The sequence below is a fragment of the Bifidobacterium sp. LH_558 genome (assembly GCF_056356295.1).
In genome coordinates, this window is record NZ_JBKETZ010000006.1 from 172332 (window position 1) to 193269 (window position 20938).

General features: G+C 62.3%; 18 protein-coding genes. 14 read left to right on the forward strand and 4 right to left on the reverse strand.

Annotated elements, in window-relative coordinates; translation table 11 throughout:
- Nucleotides 1-184: 184 nt before the first annotated feature.
- Nucleotides 185-865 (reverse strand): phosphate signaling complex protein PhoU, encoded by a 681-nt coding sequence (phoU, locus tag AC1AV0_RS09175; RefSeq protein ID WP_476573262.1) that lies wholly within the window; start codon nt 863-865, stop codon nt 185-187.
- 438 nt (nt 866-1303) lie between these two features.
- Here phoU and AC1AV0_RS09180 point away from each other — a divergent pair, with 438 nt between their 5' ends.
- Nucleotides 1304-2416: a sensor histidine kinase gene (locus AC1AV0_RS09180; protein ID WP_476573330.1), complete on the forward strand. Its 1113-nt coding sequence runs from the start codon at nt 1304-1306 to the stop codon at nt 2414-2416.
- 199 nt (nt 2417-2615) lie between these two features.
- Here AC1AV0_RS09180 and AC1AV0_RS09185 read toward each other — a convergent pair whose 3' ends face one another.
- Nucleotides 2616-2870 carry a DUF2530 domain-containing protein gene (locus AC1AV0_RS09185; protein ID WP_476573264.1) on the reverse strand — a complete coding sequence of 85 codons (255 nt, stop codon included), beginning with the start codon at nt 2868-2870 and terminating at the stop codon, nt 2616-2618.
- A 103-nt stretch (nt 2871-2973) separates the two neighbouring features.
- A complete protein-coding gene (gene serC, locus AC1AV0_RS09190; RefSeq protein ID WP_476573266.1) occupies nt 2974-4119 on the reverse strand; it encodes a phosphoserine transaminase in 1146 nt (381 codons plus the stop codon).
- A gap of 245 nt (nt 4120-4364) precedes the next feature.
- Between serC and AC1AV0_RS09195 the strand changes: the two genes are divergently transcribed.
- The 4 genes from AC1AV0_RS09195 (at nt 4365) to AC1AV0_RS09210 (ending at nt 8281) form a co-directional block, all read left to right on the forward strand.
- The gene (locus AC1AV0_RS09195; protein ID WP_476573268.1) at nt 4365-5315 is read left to right on the forward strand and encodes a CHAP domain-containing protein; all 951 of its coding nucleotides are present in this window, start codon (nt 4365-4367) and stop codon (nt 5313-5315) included.
- Between the two features lie 317 nt (nt 5316-5632).
- On the forward strand, nt 5633-6250 hold the full coding sequence (locus AC1AV0_RS09200) for an NlpC/P60 family protein (protein WP_476573270.1): 618 nt from the start codon (nt 5633-5635) through the stop codon (nt 6248-6250).
- A gap of 108 nt (nt 6251-6358) precedes the next feature.
- On the forward strand, nt 6359-7075 hold the full coding sequence (locus AC1AV0_RS09205) for a C40 family peptidase (protein WP_476573272.1): 717 nt from the start codon (nt 6359-6361) through the stop codon (nt 7073-7075).
- A gap of 165 nt (nt 7076-7240) precedes the next feature.
- Nucleotides 7241-8281, forward strand: a complete 1041-nt coding sequence (locus tag AC1AV0_RS09210; protein WP_476573274.1) for a universal stress protein — start codon at nt 7241-7243, stop codon at nt 8279-8281.
- Nucleotides 8282-8366: 85 nt separating this feature from the next.
- Here AC1AV0_RS09210 and AC1AV0_RS09215 read toward each other — a convergent pair whose 3' ends face one another.
- Nucleotides 8367-8780, reverse strand: a complete 414-nt coding sequence (locus AC1AV0_RS09215) for an OsmC family protein (protein WP_476573276.1) — start codon at nt 8778-8780, stop codon at nt 8367-8369.
- 298 nt (nt 8781-9078) lie between these two features.
- Between AC1AV0_RS09215 and AC1AV0_RS09220 the strand changes: the two genes are divergently transcribed.
- The 9 genes from AC1AV0_RS09220 (at nt 9079) to AC1AV0_RS09260 (ending at nt 20891) form a co-directional block, all read left to right on the forward strand.
- Nucleotides 9079-9879, forward strand: coding sequence for a thymidylate synthase (locus AC1AV0_RS09220; protein WP_476573333.1), 801 nt, complete (start codon nt 9079-9081; stop codon nt 9877-9879).
- Nucleotides 9880-9952: 73 nt separating this feature from the next.
- Entirely contained in the window at nt 9953-10612 is a 660-nt protein-coding gene (locus AC1AV0_RS09225; RefSeq protein WP_476573278.1) for a dihydrofolate reductase, read from the forward strand.
- Nucleotides 10613-10710: 98 nt separating this feature from the next.
- Nucleotides 10711-11235 carry a low molecular weight protein-tyrosine-phosphatase gene (locus AC1AV0_RS09230; RefSeq protein WP_476573280.1) on the forward strand — a complete coding sequence of 175 codons (525 nt, stop codon included), beginning with the start codon at nt 10711-10713 and terminating at the stop codon, nt 11233-11235.
- A 407-nt stretch (nt 11236-11642) separates the two neighbouring features.
- Nucleotides 11643-12914: an ABC transporter substrate-binding protein gene (locus AC1AV0_RS09235; RefSeq protein WP_476573282.1), complete on the forward strand. Its 1272-nt coding sequence runs from the start codon at nt 11643-11645 to the stop codon at nt 12912-12914.
- A 1-nt stretch (nt 12915) separates the two neighbouring features.
- Nucleotides 12916-13917: a carbohydrate ABC transporter permease gene (locus tag AC1AV0_RS09240; RefSeq protein ID WP_476573287.1), complete on the forward strand. Its 1002-nt coding sequence runs from the start codon at nt 12916-12918 to the stop codon at nt 13915-13917.
- On the forward strand, nt 13910-14737 hold the full coding sequence (locus AC1AV0_RS09245) for a carbohydrate ABC transporter permease (protein ID WP_476573289.1): 828 nt from the start codon (nt 13910-13912) through the stop codon (nt 14735-14737). The genes AC1AV0_RS09240 and AC1AV0_RS09245 overlap by 8 nt, the downstream gene beginning before the upstream one ends.
- A 16-nt stretch (nt 14738-14753) precedes the next feature.
- Nucleotides 14754-16049 (forward strand): glycoside hydrolase 5 family protein, encoded by a 1296-nt coding sequence (locus tag AC1AV0_RS09250; protein ID WP_476573291.1) that lies wholly within the window; start codon nt 14754-14756, stop codon nt 16047-16049.
- Between the two features lie 388 nt (nt 16050-16437).
- Nucleotides 16438-17532, forward strand: coding sequence for a LacI family DNA-binding transcriptional regulator (locus AC1AV0_RS09255; protein WP_476573293.1), 1095 nt, complete (start codon nt 16438-16440; stop codon nt 17530-17532).
- A 224-nt stretch (nt 17533-17756) separates the two neighbouring features.
- On the forward strand, nt 17757-20891 hold the full coding sequence (locus AC1AV0_RS09260; protein WP_476573295.1) for an alpha-mannosidase: 3135 nt from the start codon (nt 17757-17759) through the stop codon (nt 20889-20891).
- The last annotated feature ends 47 nt before the right edge of the window (nt 20892-20938 follow it).

Below are 20938 nucleotides of genomic sequence, written 5' to 3' on the forward strand. Positions count from 1 at the left end.
GCCGACAACGCATAAGAGGGACGTTCCCAATCGGGAGCGTCCCTCTTTCGTATGTCGCTTCGTATGTCGCCAGCCTTACGGCACATCCTGACATCAGACGTCAAAAGGGCTCGTGAAATACCAAGTTCGATGGTGTTTCACGAGCCCTGCTGTGGCACCCCCGTCGGAATGTGCCGTAAGGCGATCAGTCGATATCGGTGCCTTCGTCGCGGGTCGGCTCCTTGCTCGGGTCGAAGCCGGAGACGATGAACACCACGCGACGCGCGGCGGAGACGGCGTGGTCGCCGAGTCGCTCCATAAAGCGGCCGAGCAGAATCACGTCGATCACCTGCTGGCGGGACATCGGCGTGTTCTCGTCCGAGGCCAGCGCGAAGGTCTGGCTGTGCAGCACGTCGAGCTGGTCGTCGTCCATAATGACCTGCTCGGCGGTTTTGGTGTCACGGTCGGAAAGCATGGTCACCATACGGTCGGCGGTGACGTTCAGGAAGGCCTGCATCTGGGCGAACACCTCCTGCGCCTCGGCGGGCAGCGGGGAGGCCGGATAGGTACGGCGCGCGGCCTCGGCCAGATGGCGGGCCAGATCGCCCATGCGTTCGAAGGTGGCGGCCAGGCGCAGTGTGGAAACCACCACGCGCAGATCGGTGGCGACCGGATTCTGCTTGGCGAGCAGCTTGACGCACTGGTCGATCACGCTGGATTCCAGCGCGTCGATTTCGATATCGCCGTCGATGACGGCCTGCGCGGCCTCGACGTCCTGCTTGAGCAGCGCTTCGCCGGCGCCGTTGATCGCGCTGCGCACACGCTGCGCCATGCGATCGAGGTCGTCCGCAACCTGCTTCATCTCCTCGTTGAAAATAACGCGCATTTCTTTGTGCCTTTCCTGCTGTGAAAATATGCAACCTGTACCAGTGTATTATTCGCTCGCCCCACACGGCAATCCGGAAAGCGAAAAGCCACCGCAAGTTATCGCAATATTCACCGAGAAGTTCACCCGCCATTCATGTTGGGTGGCGCGTGTCGGCATAATCCGCGTCCGTACGCGCATGCGAGAGGACCGGACGGCGGGAACAACGCAGAACCGGGGTCTAATCCGCGCCCGTGCGCGCATCCGAGGGCGGCGATGTGTGGGAGAATGGGAGCCATGCCCGATCAGTCGCTTTCGTCCATCGTGATTTTCGCCGTATTCGCGCTGTTCGCGTTGGCGGTGTTCGCCATCGTGGTGCTGAAACTGTGGGAGCTTATCGGCCCGCTGGTGGACCGCACGCTCCAAGGCGCCTCCGTTGCGGAATACGCCAGCCAGCGCATGCGCAAGTTCAAGGCGCAGCATCGGCAGGATGACGAGGACAATCTGGAGGATCTTCCCGACGATACGGCCACGCTGCTGTCCATGCTGACGGTGACGTCGATTGTGGTCGACGCGCAGGATGAGGTGGTGCGTTCCAGCCCGGACGCCTACCGTTTGGGGGTGGTGCAGGACGACGCCATCGCCATCGACGAGGTGATGCGGGCCGTCCATGAGGTGCGTGCCACGGGCGGCCGCCGCATGTTCGATCTGACCACCAGCACGCCGGAACGGTTCATCAGCATGCCCAGCGAGGCCGCCGCCTCCACGGGCGTGGTGGAGACCGCGTCGGTGCGTCGGCCGAATTGGCTGAAGGTTACGGTGGGGCGCATCAACGAGCGTTTCGTGGTGGTGCTGATCGACGATGTGAGTGATGCGGTGCGATTCGGACAGGTGCGCGACTCCTTCATCACCAATGTGTCCGAACAGTTGCTGGGACCCACCGAGGCGCTGGTGGTGCTGGCCGACGATCTGGAACGCGAGGGAGCGGATGAGGAGCGTATCGCTCGGGACGCACGCCAGGTGCGCGACTCCTGCGAGAAGCTCAACCATATGGTCGCCGATCTGCTGTTGCTGATCAAAGCGCAGGAGCCCGTCACCCCGTCGTCGGCGAACCGTCTCGATCTGCTCGAACAGGCCCGATACGTGGCCGACCAACTGGAATCGCAGGCCGTTGAGGCGGGCGTGGACTTGCATGTCGACGGAGACGAGGGCGTGATCGTCAACGGCGAGGTCGACCAGATCCGCAGCGCCATCACCAAGCTGGTGGAGAACGCCATCGGCTACTCGCCCCGAGGCAAGTCGGTGTCCGTGGCGGTGTCGCGCGCCAAAACCGGCGACCATGCGATGGTGCGGGTGCTCGATCAGGGCCGCGGCATCGCCAAGGAGGACCAGGCGCGTATATTCGAACGTTTCTACCGCGGCACCGAACAGACCAGTCGTACGGAAAACGGCGTGGGACTGGGCTTGGCGATCGTCAAGCATGTGGCGCTCACCCACCACGGCGATGTGGCGGTGTGGAGCGTGCCCGGCAGCGGCAGCACCTTCACCCTCAACCTGCCCTTGGCGCGTTGACCGGTCTTACCGCCAGCGCAATGACCGACGACAGCAAGCGGCGACATAACAACCGGCGAACATAACGACAAGGCCCGCGTCAATACCTGAATTCAAATGAATCCGAAGTATTGGCGCGGGCCTGTTGCGTAGGCGCCCATCCATGTCCGATGGGCGGCCGTGCGGCATCGTCAGCCGCGGACGGGCGGAATCCGGCCGACTACTTGCCCAGTCGGCGGTAATCCCAGCGGTCGAAGAACTCCCATACCAGCAGAAGAATGCCGATCACCACACCCGCCTCGCACACGTAGACGAGATCGTGCGTGTCGATGCCGAGCGCGCGCAACAGCAGGCAGATCAGCAGCGCCAGTATCCACAGCCCGGTTCCGATGCCGAAGGCCTTGCGCAGGTCCACGCGCACCGGCTTGGGCGCGGGTTTGCGCGCCGCCGGATCGATAATAGGGGCGAATTTCATGCGGACAGCTTATCTCGTGGGGGCAGACGAGTTGGACGGGTCGGATGGGTCAGACGGGACGGGCAGACCGGGCAAGCCGGGCAGGGCCGGCAGGGCCGGCGGTTCAGACGAGTCGCTCGACGATGTAGTCGATGCAATGCGTCAGTGCGATCACATCCGCGGGCTCCACGGAGGGGAACACGCCGACGCGCAGCTGGTTGCGCCCCAGCTTGCGGTATCCGGAGGTGTCCACGATGCCGTTGTCGCGCAGCAGTCCCACCACCTGATTCGCGTTGATGGAGTCGTCGAGGTCGATGGTTACCACGGCGTTGGAACGCGCCGCCGGATCGGTGACGAAGGGGTGCGCGTACTCGCTGCGCTCCGCCCACGCATACAGCAGGGAGGCCGACTTCGCGCAACGGGCGGTGGACCAATCCATACCGCCGTTGTGATTCATCCAACGGATCTGGTCCGCCATCATCACCAGTGTGGCCACGGCCGGTGTGTTAAGCGTCTGGTCCTTGCGGGAGTTCTCCAACGCCTGGGTGAGCGAAAGGAATGGCGGCACCCAGCGGCGGGAGCCTTCCAGCTTGGCGCTTTGCTCCACATAGGTCGCGCGTTCGATGGCGGCGGGGGAGAGCAGCGCCACCCACAGGCCGCCGTCGGAGCCGAAGGCCTTCTGCGGGGAGAAATAGTAGGCGTCGAATTCGTTCGCGTCGACGCGCAGGGCACCCGCGGCGCTGGTGCCGTCGATCACGGTGATCGCACCCTGTTCGCGGCTGCCGGGCACGCGGAGAACAGGCGCGGCCACGCCGGTGGAGGTTTCGTTATGCGCCCAGCAGTAGGTGTCCGTCTCGTCGGTGAGTTCGGGCAGACGATAGGTGCCGGGCTCTCCGACATATACGGCCGGCTCCTCCAGGAAGGGTGCTAAAGCGGCGGATTTGGCGAATTTCGAGCTGAACGAGCCGTAGGTGCCGAACGCGGCCTTGCGGGTGATTAGCGAGGCGCAGGCCACCTCCCAGAATGCGCTGGCACCGCCGTTGCCCAACGCGATCTCATAGCCGTCGGGCAGCTGGAAGAACTCCCGCAATCCCTCACGGATGGAGGCGACGACGCGCTTCACCGGTGCTTGGCGATGCGAGGTGCCCAGCAGCGTGGTGGCGCCGTCGTTGAGCGCCGCCACCTGCTCGTGGCGGATTTTGCTGGGGCCCGAGCCGAAACGGCCGTCCTCGGGAAGCATGGACTGAGGGATATTCACTGTGATAGGCATATAGCCAAGGGTAATCGTCGCGTCAGAAGAATGCGGCGGATGCTCGAAAGGCGGAAAGGAAGCGCAGGTTTGCGGGGCTGTGTGGCGGCCGATAAACCGCGGTATGTCGGACTTTGCGGCGGGGCTGGCAGACCTTGCGAAATAGACAAATGACGTGCGGTCGTTGTAGAGTACTCAACTGTGAGAGTTTGGTGATGCCCTCGTCGTGTGCGTCCCGAACCCAAATTCCAAGGAGTGATTGACCTATGAAGCATGCCGCGCATAAAGCCTCTGCGGGTTCCCGCCAGCAGTTCAGCTTCGCAAAGGCACTGTTCTCTTCCAACAAGGGTTCCCACAGCGTGCGCAAGGTGCGTGCCATGCAGGCCGCCAACGGCGGCGTGGTGCTGGGACTTGATCCCGCCGTGGCAGAGAAGCTCAACGAGGTGGCTCCGCTGACCCGTCGTTCCATCCGCGAGGCGGCCCGCGCCGCCGAACGCCGCAATATCATGCTGTCCTCCGCCTCTCTGGCGGCTCTTGTGGGCACCGCGGCCACTGCGATGGCGTTCGCCAACCCGGACGAGTCCACCACCCTGCTGGCCGATGCTTCGACCACCACCACTCAGATGAAGCGCATCGGCGCCGATTCGTCCACCGTCTCCCGCTCCGAAACCCGTGAATCGTTGTCTTCCGACGCCTCCACCCAGCAGACCTCGAATGAGGGCGACTGGCAGTTGGGCGACATGTCTTCTCTTGATACGAATCTGATGTCCCGCTCGCAGGCGAACAATCCGGTTGTCGCCGCTCTGATGGATGGCGACTACGGTCTGCTTCCCGACGGTTTCGACCCGAACCACTCGGTCGGCACGGAAAGCAACCAGTATCCGTGGGGCCAGTGCACCTGGTACGTCTACCAGCGTCGCGCCGAGCTCGGCCTGCCCACCAGCGGCACCTTCGGCAACGCCCTCAGCTGGGGCGTCACCGCCTCCGCGCTGGGCTATTGGGTCGACAACACCGCCCGCCACACCGGCGACGTCGTGGTGTTCTCCCCGGGTCAGGAAAGCGCCGATTCCTACTATGGCCATGTGGCCGTGGTGGAGAAGGTGAACGCGGACGGTTCCATCGAAATCAGCGAATCGAACGCCAAGGGCTTGGGCGTGGTCTCCACCCGCACCTTCACCGCAGAGCAGGCGGCCCAGTTCACTTATATTCACTACTGATTCGCAAGTCGGGCCTCATCCGCGCGGATCTCTTTCTTGAGCCTGTGCGTTTCATCGCGTCCGTGGTGATTTGCATCGCGACACGCCGAACAAAACAGGAGAGCTTGGCTGTTCGGGCATCCCGACGCCGGGTATTAGCACGGTACGTCATGTTAGGGTGATGCCTTATGAAGGCCTCTGCGATTTCAACCTCCATCGCCGCGTGCGCCGCGGCGGCTTGCCTCCTCGCGTCTGCGCCAACGGCCGTCGCCTCGGACGCCACGGTCACCTCCACCCGTTCCTTCCCCTCCATTACAACGGTGCGCAAGGACCTGACGGTGGAAAGCACCTCCACGCAGGTCGACGCGGACGCCGACTGGGGTTCCATCGAAACCCTCGATGTGCCGCAGACCCAGTCCCAGGCCGAAAAGGACGCCGAAGAGCAGGCTCAGGCCGAGGAAGAGGCCGCAGCCCAGGCCGAACAGGAATCCACCGCCCAAGCGCAGGCCGCCAACCGCAACAATTCGCGTGAATCGCTGAGCTCGTCATCGACTTCGTCCTCGTCCTCATCCTCGTCGACGTGGACAGACGCCGGCAGCAGCAGCTCGGCCGGTGCGGCAGCCGCAGTCGACCGCGCCTACGCGCTGATCGGCGCGAATATGGATTGCACCGCGTTGGTGACCGCCGCCCTTGCCGCCCGCGGCATCAGCTTCCATGGTTGGCCCGAGGATTATCTCAATGTGCCCGGCGGCTATGTGGTCACCGATGGCACCATGCAGGCCGGCGACATTCTTATCTACGCCTATACGGGCGGTTGGAACGGTGGCGCGCATTACGACCATGTGGCGCTGTATGTGGGCAATGGACAGGCCGTTCATGGCGGTTGGAACGGTTCCACCGTGGCCTTGGCCAGCGCGCAGACCAGCAGTGTGACCGCCGTCGTCCGCATTCCGTAGCTTCGGCGTGTCGCCAATTCCGACATACCTTTTCGCTTCCGACCAAATTGCTGTGTATTCCTTCGGTGATAGGGTCGTGCCCTGATGAAGAGTAAACAAGTTGTAGCGATGTGCGCCGCTGTTGCGATGTGCGGCGTCTCTCTCGCCTTCGTGGCTCCCAGTGCGACAGCCGAGGATTCGGACGTCGTCACCTCCGCCCGTTCGTTCCCGAAGGCCACCGCGGTGAAGAAGAATCTTTACGCCGAGGCGATTTCGACCACCGTGGAAGAGGACTCCGATTGGGGTTCCATCGAATCTCTTGACGTTCCGCAGACCCAGTCCCAGGCCGAGAAGGATGCCGAAGCCCAGGCTCAGGCCGAAGAAGAGGCCGCCGCCCAAGCGCAGGCCCAGGCCGCCGATCGTTCCCAGCAGCGTGAGTCTTTGACTTCCACTGAGACCACCGCGACCACCACGGTCGCGACCCCCTCCGTTCCCGCCAGCGCCGACGCCTCCGCACTGGCCTCCTATGCCACGCAGTTCGCCGGTTATCCGTACGTGTATGGCGGCAGCTCGCCCTCCGGCTGGGATTGTTCCGGCTTCACGCAGTATGTGTTCGCCCAGTTCGGCAAGAGCATCGGCCGCACCACATACGCCCAGGTCAACGCCGGCACCCACGTGTCCGATCCGCAGCCCGGCGACCTGATGATCTCCACCGACCTGTCCCATGCCGGCATCTATCTCGGCAATGGTCTGATGATCCACGCGATGAACGCTTCGATGGGCACCGGAATCTCCTCGGTCGCCTCCGTGGTCCCGAGCAGCTACTACTACATTCGCGTGCTGTAATTCCACACGAATCGCCAATTCGCGGTATATTCGACTGACGAGCGCCTTCGAAAGAGGGCGCTCGTTATTTTTTCGGCGCAATATGCGTTTCTTCCCCCTGCATCGGCGGTATTGTTGTTGTCTAAGAGACGGCATCCTCGCCGTCGATACTTGAAGGAGGTCGTCATGATCAACGACAAGGCCATTCTCGTCGGTGTGGACGGGTCGCATGCCAGTTATAAGGCCACATGGTGGGCCGCGAACTACGCCAAGCATGCGGGGCTGACGCTGCAGATCGTGTGCGCGTATTCATTGCCGAGTTATGCCGCGGTGTCGTTCGACGCCACGTATACCGCCATGGGGGACGATAACGCCGCGCATTCCGACGCGCAGGAGATTCTTTCGAAGGCCAAGGCCATCGCCGACGAGCAGGGCGTCGAGGCCGCCACGTTGATCGTCACCGGCGACCCCGCCTCCGTGTTCGTGGAGCTGAGCCGCAACTACAACCTCATCGTGATCGGCAACCGCGGCAAGGGTGGTCTGGCCGAGCGTCTGCTGGGCACCACCTCGTCGTCGCTGCCCGCCTACGCGTACTGCCCGATCGTGGTCGTGCCCTACACCGATGACGACGGCAATCTGATGCACCTGAACAACACCATCACCAAGGTGGCGGTGGGATCCGACGAATCCAAGTGGGGCCTGAAGGCTCTGGAGATCGCCGCGGACTTCGCCGACGTGTGGGGCGCCGAACTCGACGTGCTCTCCGCTGTGCCGAACCTGAAGGGCGTCGAAGGCGAGGAAGGCGTGATGGACTCCTATATGGAGGATCTGTCCGTGCGCCTGAAGCCGCTGCAGGAGGCCCATCCCAACCTGACCATCAACAAGCAGATTGTGTCCGGCCCTGCCGTGAACGCGCTGACCAAGGCCAGCTACGACCATGATGTGGTCGTCGTCGGTTCGCGTGGCCGCGGCGGCTTCACCGGCCTGCTGCTGGGCTCCACCAGCCAGGGACTGCTGCAGCATGCGGTCGGCCCGGTGTATGTGGTGCCGCGCAAGTACGTCGAGGCCGCGGAATCCCGTCTGGACACCGTGCCGAGCTCGCCCGCCGACGTGCCGACGATGGCTCTGGAGGATATCTCCGGCGTCGAAGAGGTGCCGGTGCCCAAGGCCGACGCGGCGACCGTCGCCGAAATCGAAACCACCATCGATCCCGACCGTCAGGCGTAGGTTTTCGAAACACGCATACGAAAGGGGATTCCCGAACCAACGAACAATTGGCTCGGGAATCCCCTTTTCGTATGTGTGAGCGGATTTAGCGGCGAACCGTCACATCCATGCGCACGGGAGTCTCCTGCACGTAGGTGTGCTTCACCGTGCAGCCCTTGTCCACGTGGCGGGTGATGCGCTCGGCCAGCTTGGCGGCGTCCTCGTCGCTCAGATCGGCGTCGGTGGCGTCGACAACCAGCTGCTCGTTGAAGTTGATGTAGGCGTCATGGTCGGCGTCGTAGGTGCCGTCCACGACGATTTTCGCGCCCTTGCCCTCGCCCAGCGTGTGTTCGATGGCGAACTGGCTGGACAGCGCCGCGCAGCCGGCCAGCGCGATCTTCATCAGATCGCCCGGCGTGAACTGGCCGCGGTCCTTACCGAATTTGATATGCGCGCCGTCGTCGCTGTACGCGTCCCAGCTGCCGTCCTTGTTGCGCTCGACCCACAGTCGCTTGCCCATAATGCCTCCTTGATGTGTTGGCGTGTGTGGCGCGTATGGATGCGCCGCTTCTCCAATCTAACCGCATCCTCGCGAAGAATCGTCTATATTGCGCCCTGCGATGAGACACGCGGCCTTCCTAACCCCCGCGTATTCGCCGGATTCCGCCGTGCGGCTCCACTGGGGCGGGCGGTCTTGGCGGGGCAGCGGATGGCGGCACTCGCGGGTCTGCTCTAGACTGGAGCGCATGGCTTTGACACAAGAACAGCTCGATGACATCCGCTCCCGCATTCCCGTGCGGCCCGACACCGATATCGCGATGCCCTACGAGGATCTCGTGCGTAAGATCCTGACCGAAGGCACGCTCAAATCCGACCGCACCGGCACCGGCACGATCTCGCTGTTCGGCCAGCAGATGCGATTCGACCTGTCCGAATCCTTCCCGCTGCTTACCACCAAAACCGTGTTCTTCAAAGGCCTGGCCTACGAGCTGCTGTGGTTCCTCAAAGGCTCCACGAACATCCAGTATCTGACCGATCACAACGTGCATATCTGGGACGAATGGGCGGACGAGAACGGCGACCTCGGCCCCGTCTACGGCGCGCAGTGGCGTTCCTGGCCCGCGCCCACGCCCGAGGATCCGAACCGCACCATCGACCAGATCGCCAACGTGATCGATTTGGTCAAAAACAACCCCGACTCGCGCCGCATGGTCGTCTCCGCATGGAATCCGGCCGAGGTGGAGCATATGGCGCTGCCGCCGTGCCACGCGCTGTTCCAGTTCTATGTGGCCGACGGACGGCTGAGCTGCCAGCTCTACCAGCGTTCGTGCGACATGTTCCTCGGCGTGCCGTTCAACATCGCCTCCTACTCGCTGCTCACGCTGATGATCGCGCAGCAGGCGGGTCTTGAACCGGGGGAGTTCGTGTGGACCGGCGGCGACTGCCATGTGTACGACAACCACATCGACCAGGTGTTCGAACAGCTGGGACGCGAACCGTACCCGTACCCGCGTATCGCCATCCGCAAGGCCGACTCCCTGTTCGACTACGACTATGGGGATTTCGAGATTCTCGACTACCGGCATCATCCCACCATCAAGGCGCCGGTGGCGGTCTGAGCGGCCCCGTCGAGAGGTCTGCGCCGCCTAATAGACTGAAACGCATTGCAAACACGCCCAAGGAGTGAATGAAATGGAGCATGACAGTAGCCGCAGTGGCTATCACGAACCCGAGCCCGGATCTGCCGGGCTTGACGAAACCGAGGACTGGGGCGACGACTTCCCCAAAACCTTCTCGGTGAACCTCATTTGGGCCGAGGCCCGCGACAAGGATGATCGCGCCGGCGCCATCGGCTTTTCAGGCGGCATGCCTTGGCATCTGGCCGAGGATATGAAGCATTTCAAGGAACTGACCGTATCCCATCCGGTGATTATGGGGCGGCGCACGTGGGAGTCGCTGGACGTCAAGTATCGTCCGCTGCCCAACCGCGACAACATCGTCGTCTCCCATGATCCGCAGTACCATGCGCCCGGAGCGACGGTCGTCTCCAGCCTTGAGGACGCGCTGGATCTGGCGCGTCAGGAGGCCATTCCGGATGACGGACTTGACCGCAGCGAAATCTGGGTCATCGGCGGCGCGCAGCTGTTCACTGAGGCCCTGCCGTTCGCCGATAAGGCGTATGTCACGAGGATCCGCGCCCAGGTCGAGGCCGATACGTACGCGCCCGATGTGCTCGCGCTGGTCGAGGCCGGCGCATGGCATGTGGTCGAGGAATCGCTGTGGCTGGAACCGAAGAACCCCGAGAACGGCATCAGCGAGTATAAATTCGCTATTTTCGAGAAGAACCGCTGACATCCATCGCAACGCTCCCCATCGTTTCGCCGACGACAAGGGGAGCGTCTTGCATTGAGCAACGCATTGAGCGACGAAACGAGAGGCTTGAACCCATTATGAGCGAAATCAGTCCCTATACCGTGATGACCGTGTGCACCGGCAATATCTGCCGTTCCCCCATGGGTGAGATCATCCTGCGCCATTTCTTCGCCGAGCGCGGTCTGTCCGACCGTGTGGTCGTGGAGTCGAGCGGCGTGAGCGACGAGGAGTGGAGCCATCCGATCGATTCGCGCGCCGTGCGTGTGCTGCGCGAGCGCGGCTACGGCGACGAGATTCCGCGCGACCATTTCGCGCACCGCATCACCGCCGACGAGATCGAGCGCACCGATTTGTTCCTGCCGATGACCGCCTCGCATATGCGCTCGCTGCTGCGCCAGCTGCCCGCAAGCAAGCGTGACGGCGTGCATATGTACCGCAGCTTCGACCCGAACCTGCCCACGCCCAAGCCGGGCCGTGAGGATGCCATCGACCTGGTGGATCCGTGGTACGGCGGCATGCGCGAGTTCGAGGTGGCCATCGACCAGATCGAGGCCGTGGCACCCTATATCGTCGACTGGGTCGCCGAGCAGCTGGGGGAGTGACGCGCGCTGGGGGCCGGCCGGCGCTGGTCGGCCCCCAGAGAACGATGTTGTCCTCAAATCGCGTTCGTCCCATGCTTACGAATGTCGGCATCCATCGGACAAATGTCGGCATATATGAAGTAAAGCAGTTTAGTTTTTAGTAATCGCAGGCAATGTGGTTCAGTGGGGATTGTTGTGGGAAAACTGTGGTTCGACGGCGTGACGCGCCGGTAGAATCGCTGAAAAACAGTGGAATATAGCCGCTTTTTTGAGTCGATTGGACAACTGCATTTCGAGGCGCTAATATGCAACTAAAGCGATTTAGTTCGAATCGCTTAACCCGTCAAAGACGAGGGACATAAGGAACGAAAGTTCCAAACAAGGCGGCATCGAAGCTGTCGACGATGACGCCTAAGGAAAGGAAAACAATGAACACTGCGAAGAAGGTGCTCGCATTGACTGGCGCGGTCGCCATGATTGCGTCGATCGCCGCTTGCGGCTCCAGCGACACCGCCGGCGATGGCGCCAAGGAGATCACGTTCCAGACCTGGAACCTCAAGAACGACACGTATACGCCGTATTTCGAAAACCTGATCGAGGCGTTTGAACAAGACAATCCCGGAACGAGCGTCAAGTGGATCGACCAGCCCGCCGACGGCTATACCGATAAGATCAACGCCGATGCCGCGGCCGGCACGCTGCCCGATGTGGTCGATATGAGCCCGAACGGCGCGTATAGCCTCGCCAAAGCCGGCGTCATCGCCAATCTGTCGAAGGACGATGCGGACGCCGAAAGCCAGTTCACCTCATCTTCATGGGATGCCGTGACCTTCAAGGGCGAGAACATCGAAACCGGCGCCTACGCCTATCCTTGGTATCTCAACTCCGGTGTGCAGTACTACAACAAGGCCATCTTCGACCAGTGCGGCGTCTCCGAAGTGCCGCAGACCATGGATGACTGGTTCGACGCGGCGAGCACCATCGGCAAGAATTGCCCCGGCACCAATATGGTCGCCGCCGTTCCCACGCTCGAATCCCTGGGCCAGTACGGCTCCCAGCTGATGAACGAGGATCAGACCAAGTTCACGTTCAACGACAAGAAGGGCGTTGACCTTGTTCAGCACTATATCGATATGTACAACGAGAAATCGCTGTCGGCCGACGCGTTGAACAACCAGTGGACCGGCGAGGGCGACGCCTTCAAGCAGGGCAATGTCGCTTCGCTGGCGGGATCGGCCTATTCCGTGGCGGACTTCCAGGAGAACGCTCCCAAGCTGTACGAGAACCTCGCCATCGTCGAACGTCTGCTCGGCGAAGGCGGTAAGCAGAATGTGGCCATGGAGACATTGGTCGTCAGCGAGACCGCGAAGAACAAGGAACTGGCGATGAAGTTCGCGCGTTTCGTCACGAACAAGGAGAACCAGACCGAATTCTGCACCAAGTCCCACACCTTCCCCTCCGTCGAGGGCGCCATTGACGACGCCGCGTTCTCTCCGACGGGAGATGATCCGCAAGACAAGGCCATCGCGCTTGCTTCGAAGGCCGTGAAGGACGACAACTGGTTCGCCTCTCCCGCCCCGTTCTCGGAGAACGCGAAGACCGCCCTGCGTGAGCAGATCGCCCTGGCCATCCAAAGCGAGCAGACCGCCCAACAGGCGCTGGACAAGGTCGTCGACATCGCAAACGAGGATCTTCAGTAAGATGTCCCTCCGCACCGTTTCCAACGGCGCCGAACGCACCGCGCGCACTCATTCCGGTGATGTGCGCGGTGCGCGCACCTCGCGCGTCGAAGCTCCCGATTACGTCGACGAGCGGCATCGCATCCGTGAAGGCAGAGGCCTGTCCGGATGGCTGTTCGTCCTTCCCGCCATCACTGTGGCGCTGATCTTCGTCATCGCGCCGTTCATCAACACGGTGCGTCTGTCGTTCACCGACGCGACGTTCTCCAATCCAGGCAAGTTCGTCGGACTGGAGCAGTACCAGCGCATGCTTGAGGACGATTCCGTGCGCACTGGCCTGATCAACTCATCGCTGTACGTGGTGTGCGTGGTGCCGTGCATGGTCATCCTGCCGCTTATCCTCGCCTCGCTGGTATCCGGTAATTCCAAGATCCTCGCATTCTTCCGTGCCTCGTTCTATCTGCCGGTCGTGGTCTCCAGCGTCATCGTCGGTCTGGTATGGACCAACCTGCTGAGCACCCGCGGATTGGTGAACTCCGTCTTGCAAACCTTCGGGTGGATCAAAGACGCAGTGCCGTTCCTGACGGATCGCTGGCTGCTGCTGTTCAGCGCGATGGCCATCACCATCTGGACGGGTCTTGGCTACTACATGATCATCTATTTGTCCGCATTGGCCAATATCGACCAGTCCCTTTACGAGGCGGCCGCGCTTGACGGCGCCGGCGTGGTACGTCGTTTCCTGCATGTCACCGTGCCCGGATGCCGCTCCACGATGGTGCTCATCATGCTGCTCTCGTCCGCCGCCGCGTTCCGTGTGTTCAACGAGATCTATGTGCTCACCGGAGGCACGGGCGGCGTGGGCGGCAAAGACGTCACGATGACGATGCTGATCAAGAACTACGGCACCGGTCTCAACGCCAAATACGGTTATGCCGGAGCGATCAGCATGCTGGTGTTCCTGATCGTCGGAAGCCTGATTGCCATCGAATTCTTCGTCCAGCGGAAGGTGGAGCGTGATGCGTAACAAAACCGTGAGCAAAGTGCTGCAGTACGCATTGCTGGCACTGTTCTTCATCGTTCTCATCGGTCCGCTGCTCTGGCAGCTGACGCTCGCCTTCAAGGGCAAAGGGGACGACATCTATGCGGTGCCGCCGTACATCCTCCCGAAAGATCCGACGTTCGATAATTTCGTCGAGGCGTTCACCCGCATTCCGGTGCTCAAGTACTTCGGCAATTCGTTGGTCGTCGCCGCCATCTCCGTATGCGGCAACGTCATCGGATCCACCTTGGCCGGGTACGCGTTGGCTCGCCTTAAGTTCTGGGGCAAGCGCCTGGTCGTCGTACTGATTTTCAGCGCGATGCTGATTCCGGGCGAAACCCTGCTGATCTCGCAGTTCATCATCGTGAAGAATTTCGGCCTGCAGAACTCGTTGCTGGGCGCGGCCCTGCCGGGTCTGTGCGCCGCCATGAACGTGCTGCTGATGATGAACGCGTTCTCCGGCATCCCCATGGAGCTTGAGGAGGCATCGAAGGTCGATGGCGCGAATGTGTGGCAGCGGTTCTTCAACGTATGTCTGCCGCAGGTCAAAGGGACGATGACGGTCGTCGTCATCTTCGCATTCGTCGGAGCGTGGAACGACTTCCTGTGGCCGTTGATCATTCTGGGAGACGATTCCGTATACACCCTTACGGTGGGCCTGAATCGACTGAAGAACCAGTTCGTATCCGATCCGCGTCTGATTGCGGCCGGCACGGTGATCGCCCTGGTTCCGATCGTCATATTCTTCCTGATCTTCCAGCGCCACTTCTTCAAAGGCGTGGAATCAGGCGGAATCAAGGGATAACAAAGGAATCTATCATATGCGTTTCGGAGTCAACTACACCCCATCGGATGGATGGTTCCATTTCTGGCTCGACCCCCACTGGGATTCGGTGGAGCGTGATCTCGAGCAGATCGCGCGGCTTGGCATGGACCATATCCGAATCTTCCCGCTGTGGCCCGTGCTGCAGCCCAACCGCACCTGGATCAACCGCAAGGGACTCGAGGATGTGCGCCGCATGGTCGAAATCGCCTCGAGCCATGGTCTTGATGCCTATGTCGACGTGATCCAAGGGCATCTGTCCAGCTTCGACTTCGTGCCGGCCTGGCTGGTCTCCTGGCATGAGACCAGCATGTTCGCCGACGCCGATGCCGTCGCGGCGCAGGCGAATCTGGTCGAGGCGTTGTATGGCGCGCTCGCAGACGAGCCCAATTTCAAAGGGCTCACGCTGGGCAACGAATGCAACCAGTTCGCCGACCGCTCGCATCCGCGTCGCATGCCGGCCACCACGGGCGAAATCGAAGGCTGGCTGACCTCACTGATGGCCCCGGTCGAACGTCAAGCGCGTGAGCAAGGCCATATCCTCGTCCACAGCGAGAACGACGCCGTATGGTACGCAGACGGCCATGCCTTCATGCCCCGCCAGGCGGCGAATATCGGAGACATGAGCATCATCCATTCATGGGTGTTCAACGGCACCGCCCAGCATTACGGTGGCATGTCCGAGCAGAGCGTCCGCCATGGTCAATATCTCATCGAACTGGCCAAGGCCTTTGCCGACGATCCTCTTCGCCCGGTCTGGCTGCAGGAAATCGGCGCTCCCGGCAACGTCATCGACGAGCGCGACACCGTGGCTTTCTGCGCCCGTTCGGTTGAATCCGCGTTGGAATGCCCAGGCTTGTATGGCGTCACCTGGTGGTGTTCGCATGATGTGAATCATGCGATGGCTGATTTCCCGCCGTTCGAACATGATCTCGGCCTGTTCGATGAGCGGGGCGAACTCAAGCCGATCGGGCGTGAGTTCGGACGCCTCGCCCAAGAGCATCGGCATGATGAAGTCGTGCGCGAGAACGCCGTCGCGGTGGTCGTCCCCGTCGACGATGAAGGCGCGCCGATTCTCAGAAGCGCCTGTTCGCCGGGCGGGTCATTATTCGAGGCGTGGATGGATCTCGCCATCCAAGGGCAGCGTCCCGCACTCATCACGTCGGCCACGGCCGCCGATCCCGAAGCGATGGCCACCCGAGGCGTCGCACGGACGGTGGCTCCTCAACTGCGGGCCGGACACGCCTACAGCGCGGTGTCCGATCCATCGCTCGAAGCCGCCATGGCGCAATAGACCGCCACGGCTCGGACGGGCGTGCTTGCAGCAACCAATGATGATAAAGGCGTTCGGGCCGGTGGGTGGCGATACCTGCCGGCCCGAACGCCGTCTTTGGTCGGGAGGCGATGGCCGACGCGCCATGCGCTGCGGCTGGGGCAAGGGAATAGGCCGAACGTGGCATACTGGAACAGGACGTCACCTCGAACCAGTGGCGTGGGCCGGAAGACGATGGCGGACAAGGGCCAAGGAGGGCTGGGATTTCGTGTTCACACCGAGTGATGCGCCGCTCCCGGATTCGCGCCCGTTCTCAATGAGGCGCTTCGCCGGCCGATAGCAGCCGGAGGCGCGGAGGATGTCGGCGGATATCGGAGCATGGTCGAGAACGTAGGAAAGGAAGATACTCATGAGCGCGCAAGGCAAACCGGCCTCGCGGCATGGAGCCGTCAGTCTGAAGGACATCGCCGACGAATTGGGCATCTCCCAGACGGCCGTTTCGTTCGCCATCAACGACAAGCCGGGCGTGTCCGAGGAGACCAAGCGCAATGTGCGCGAAGCCGCCGCCAGGCTGGGGTGGACCCCCACCTATGCCGCGCGCGCGTTGGGGTCGAACAAGACGATGACGATCGGTTTCGCGCCGTCGAGATCCAGCGAGGGGTATCAGACCGAGACGTTCATGCTGCATTTCATGGCGGGAATCCACGAGTCGTTGAGCCGGCAAGGCTACGGTCTGCTGTTCCGCCCCTGCAAGTCGACGCGTGAGGAGATGTCCGTATACCGCGATTGGGCGCGCAGCAAACGCGTGGACGGGGTGATTCTTGTGGATTTGCGGGCCGACGATCCCAGACCGAAGCTGCTGCGCGACCTCGGTCTGCCGGCGGTGCTGGCGGGCGGTCCCGATCCCGACGATATCGTGCCGTCCCTATCCATCGACGATTCGCGGACCATGGAGACGATTCTGACGCATCTGACCCTGTTGGGGCATCGGCGCATCGCCTACCTGTCGGGAGATTCGCATCTCGACTATTGCATGGAGCGCACGAAGGCGTTCGAACGATTCACCTCCAGTCGCGGATTGGGGCCGTTGTGGATTGAATTCACCGATTTCGACATGGATAAGGCGCTTCTCGCCACGCAGCGCCTGCTGGCGGAGGATGAGCCGCCGACGGCGTTCATCTTCGAAAGCGAGACCTTGGCCGCCGCGAGCATCCGCGTCATCACCGAGGTCAAGGTGCGGCAATCCTATAGCGCGGAGCGTGGCAGCGGAGGCGTGTATCCGTACAATATGCCGGCCACGGTGAGTTTCGAGGACAGTTTCATCTGCGAAAGCGCCTATCCGTCAATCACGGCGGTGCATCGCGACGCGGGCGAATACGGTGTGAAAATCGCGAATCTACTGCTGAAACTGCTGGCGGGGGAGCCCGTCTCCGGCAACCGGAAGATTCTGTCCCCGCAGTTGCTGGTGCGCGAAAGCACCAGATTGCCAATGATTCAGGGCTGATTGGGTTGAGCTCTGGATAAGCGGCGGGAATCCGCTCATGCGGCGTGTTGTTCGTTGTCGTCCGCATGCCACGTACTTCATCCACGACATGCGGTGAGTTGTGTCGGGGTATCAAGTACACTGTCGCTAAAGCGGTTTAGTAAATTCTGGTCGTAAGCCGGACGGAGTGGTCCGCGGGGCTTTGGGCCGGAAGCCGTGCCAAGCAATGAATGCAAAGGAAACGCATGTTTCTGAACATCGACCAACAGTTGGAACGTTGCGCGCGAGTCATCAGGCAGCGGGTGCGTCCCCACATCCATCCGGTCATTGAATCCCTGTCCATCGAATCCTTCGACATCCCCGGCGAACCGATGCCGGTCGATGAGTTCTTCTCCAAACTGGAGCGCGGCGAGATTCAGTTCGAACCTTTCGAGGCAGGCTCGCCGTGGGGCACCACCTGGGGCACCGTGTGGTTCAAACTCACCGGACGCGTACCGCAGGGCTATCCGCAGGGCCGCCCGCTTGAACTGATCCTCGACCTGGGCTGGTACGACCATTCGGTCGGCGGACACATCGAAGGCATGGTCTACCGGCCGGACGGCACGGTGATCAAAGCCGTGCACCCGCGCAACTACTGGGTGCCCTTCATCGACTCCGACGGCACGCGCCACACCGATATCGGTGAGAGCGGCGACTTCACCGTGTATCTCGAGGCCGCCTGCAATCCGCTGCTGCTCGGCGTGACTCCGTTCATCGAAACCGAACTCGGCGACCGGGCCACCGGCAAACCCGAAGAGCAATACATCTTCCGCTCGGCGTCTTTGACCGAATACGACGCCCGCTTCGAGGACTACTGGCTTGATCTGGACGCCGTGTCGGGGCTGATGGCCGAACTGCCCGACAAACAGTCCGCCCGCTACTTCCAGCTCGGCAAGGCGCTGCAGCGCTCGCTGAACGCCTTCGACGAGCAAAGTCTCGATTCCGTGGAACAGGCGCGCGCCGAACTCGAGGGCGTGCTGAGCCGTCCCGCCAACGCTTCGGCGATGCGCGTCAGCGCGGTCGGCCACGCGCATATCGACTCCGCATGGCTGTGGCCGGTGCGCGAGACGCGCCGCAAGGTGGCCCGCACCGTCTCCAATGCCCTCGCGCTGATGGATGAGTCCCCGGACTTCAAATACGCGATGAGCTCCGCCCAGCAATACGCCTGGCTCGAGCAGGATCGCCCCGAACTGTTCGCCCGTATGAAGCAGCGCATCGAGGAGGGGCGATTCATTCCCGTGGGCGGCATGTGGGTGGAATCCGACGGCAATCTGCCGGACGGCGAGTCGCTCATCCGTCAGATCTCCTTCGGACGCCGCTATTTCAAAGAGCATCTGGGTGTGGAGCCACGCGGCATCTGGTTGCCTGACAGCTTCGGCTATACCGGCGCTTGGCCGCAGATCGCCCGTCGCGCCGGCTATGAATGGTTCCTGACCCAGAAGATCTCCTGGAACGACACCACCAAATTCCCGCATCATTCCTTCCAATGGGAAGGCATCGACGGCACGCGCATCTTCACGCATTTCCCGCCGTCCGACACCTACGCGGCATGGGTTACGGCCAAAGAGATGGTCTACACCGAACACAACTTCCAAGACAAGGATCTTTCGGACCGTGCGCTGATGCTCTTCGGCTATGGCGATGGCGGTGGCGGACCCACGCGTGAGATGATCGGCAGCCTGCACCGCTTCCGCGATCTCGAAGGCCTGCCCAATGTGGAAATCGAATCGCCCGACGAGTTCTTCGACGCCGCGCGTGCGCAGCTTGAACGCAACGCCGGCGAAGAGATGCCGGTGTTCAAGGGCGAGTTGTATCTGGAACTGCACCGCGGCACATTGACCGCCCAGCAGGAGATGAAGCGCGGCTGCCGTGAGGAGGAATCACTGCTGCGCACCGTCGAATACCTGTGCGCCGCCGCGTCGTTGGCCGACGGCCAAGGCTATGCCTACCCGGGCGAGGAGTTGGGCTCCATCTGGAGAACGCTGCTGCTCAACCAATTCCACGACATTCTGCCCGGTTCCTCGATTCCATGGGTGCATCGAGAGGCCCGTGCCGACTACGCCCGCGATCTGAAGCGTCTGGCCGAAATCGCGCAAGAGGCCTGCGCGGCCCTGCGCGCTTCGAATCCGAACGCCGACCTGCTCGCCGAGGCGCGCATCGCGCAATACCGTGCTGACGGCGGCTCATGGACGCCGGCTGCCACCGCTTGCGCCACCGATGACGGCGAATCCGTCGCCATCGACCAGCGTGACGGCCGCGTGGTCATCGACAACGGTCTGCTCGCCGCGACCATCGAATCCGATGGCACCATCGCATCGTTGGTCGACAAACGACGCGACCGAGAACTCGTGCCCATCGACATGCGACTCGGTGTCTACGAGCTGCTGCACGACGAGCCTTCCGTATGGGACGCCTGGGATATCGAGCGCGACGCCTTCCTGAACCGCGATATTATCGGCGGCGGCCGCATCGTCAGCGTCTCCTCTGACGAGCGGGGCGTGGCGTGCGTGACGACACGTGTCGAATTCTCACACAGCGCCATCGATACGACGATCTCGCTCGCCTCCGGCGCGAGCCAGTTGGACTTCGCCGCCACAGTGGACTGGCATGAGAAGGAACGCTTCCTCAAAGTGGGATTCCCGGTCGCGGTGGGCGCCACACAGGCCCAATACGACTGCCAGTACGGTCTGGTCGAGCGTCCCATTGCGAAGAACAGCCGCGAAGACGAAGCCAAATACGAAAGCTGCACCCGCAGATTCGTGCGCGTCAACGAGCCGGGATATTCGGTGGCCGTGGCCAACGGATCGGTGTACGGCTCCGACGTCGCCCCCATCGCGGCCGACGCGACCATCGGACGCACGCCCGGCACGATGTTCCGCCTGTCGCTGCTGAGCGCGCCGGTGTTCCCGGACCCACGCACCGACATCGGCACGCATGAGTTCCGCTGGACCGTTCTGGCCGACGCGACCATCGAACGCACGTTGCAGACCGCCGCCGAACTCAACGCCCCGCTGCTGCATGACGTGCCCGCGATCGCGCCGCTCGCCTCCCTCGCCGTTCAGGAAGGTGTGCCGGTGATCGACTGGATCAAACTGGCCGACGACGGCTCCGGCGACCTTATCGTGCGCCTGTATGAGGCGGCCGGCGGGCGGGCCAAAGCCACGCTGCATGTCGCGGACCTCTTCACCGGTGGCACGGTTCGCGAAACCGGTGTGACGGAAGGCGACGATCTCGCCGCCGACCTGCCGGTATGCCTCGAGACACGCGGATCCATGCCCGCCCAAGGCGCGCGGATCCATCTCGCCCCCTTCCAGCTGGCCACGTTGCGCATCAGCCGATAGAGCGAAAACGGCCGCCATGAGGAGAAAACGCCTCATGGCGGCCGTGA

Excerpts from the sequence above, each read along its gene's own strand:
- phoU (WP_476573262.1), bottom strand. The coding sequence starts at position 865 with ATGCGCGTTATTTTCAACGAGGAGATGAAGCAGGTTGCGGACGACCTC.
- AC1AV0_RS09180 (WP_476573330.1), top strand. The coding sequence starts at position 1,304 with ATGCGCAAGTTCAAGGCGCAGCATCGGCAGGATGACGAGGACAATCTG.
- AC1AV0_RS09185 (WP_476573264.1), bottom strand. The coding sequence starts at position 2,870 with ATGAAATTCGCCCCTATTATCGATCCGGCGGCGCGCAAACCCGCGCCC.
- serC (WP_476573266.1), bottom strand. The coding sequence starts at position 4,119 with ATGCCTATCACAGTGAATATCCCTCAGTCCATGCTTCCCGAGGACGGC.
- AC1AV0_RS09195 (WP_476573268.1), top strand. The coding sequence starts at position 4,365 with ATGAAGCATGCCGCGCATAAAGCCTCTGCGGGTTCCCGCCAGCAGTTC.
- AC1AV0_RS09205 (WP_476573272.1), top strand. The coding sequence starts at position 6,359 with ATGTGCGCCGCTGTTGCGATGTGCGGCGTCTCTCTCGCCTTCGTGGCT.
- AC1AV0_RS09210 (WP_476573274.1), top strand. The coding sequence starts at position 7,241 with ATGATCAACGACAAGGCCATTCTCGTCGGTGTGGACGGGTCGCATGCC.
- AC1AV0_RS09215 (WP_476573276.1), bottom strand. The coding sequence starts at position 8,780 with ATGGGCAAGCGACTGTGGGTCGAGCGCAACAAGGACGGCAGCTGGGAC.
- AC1AV0_RS09220 (WP_476573333.1), top strand. The coding sequence starts at position 9,079 with ATGCCCTACGAGGATCTCGTGCGTAAGATCCTGACCGAAGGCACGCTC.
- AC1AV0_RS09225 (WP_476573278.1), top strand. The coding sequence starts at position 9,953 with ATGGAGCATGACAGTAGCCGCAGTGGCTATCACGAACCCGAGCCCGGA.
- AC1AV0_RS09230 (WP_476573280.1), top strand. The coding sequence starts at position 10,711 with ATGAGCGAAATCAGTCCCTATACCGTGATGACCGTGTGCACCGGCAAT.
- AC1AV0_RS09235 (WP_476573282.1), top strand. The coding sequence starts at position 11,643 with ATGAACACTGCGAAGAAGGTGCTCGCATTGACTGGCGCGGTCGCCATG.
- AC1AV0_RS09240 (WP_476573287.1), top strand. The coding sequence starts at position 12,916 with ATGTCCCTCCGCACCGTTTCCAACGGCGCCGAACGCACCGCGCGCACT.
- AC1AV0_RS09245 (WP_476573289.1), top strand. The coding sequence starts at position 13,910 with ATGCGTAACAAAACCGTGAGCAAAGTGCTGCAGTACGCATTGCTGGCA.
- AC1AV0_RS09250 (WP_476573291.1), top strand. The coding sequence starts at position 14,754 with ATGCGTTTCGGAGTCAACTACACCCCATCGGATGGATGGTTCCATTTC.
- AC1AV0_RS09255 (WP_476573293.1), top strand. The coding sequence starts at position 16,438 with ATGAGCGCGCAAGGCAAACCGGCCTCGCGGCATGGAGCCGTCAGTCTG.
- AC1AV0_RS09260 (WP_476573295.1), top strand. The coding sequence starts at position 17,757 with ATGTTTCTGAACATCGACCAACAGTTGGAACGTTGCGCGCGAGTCATC.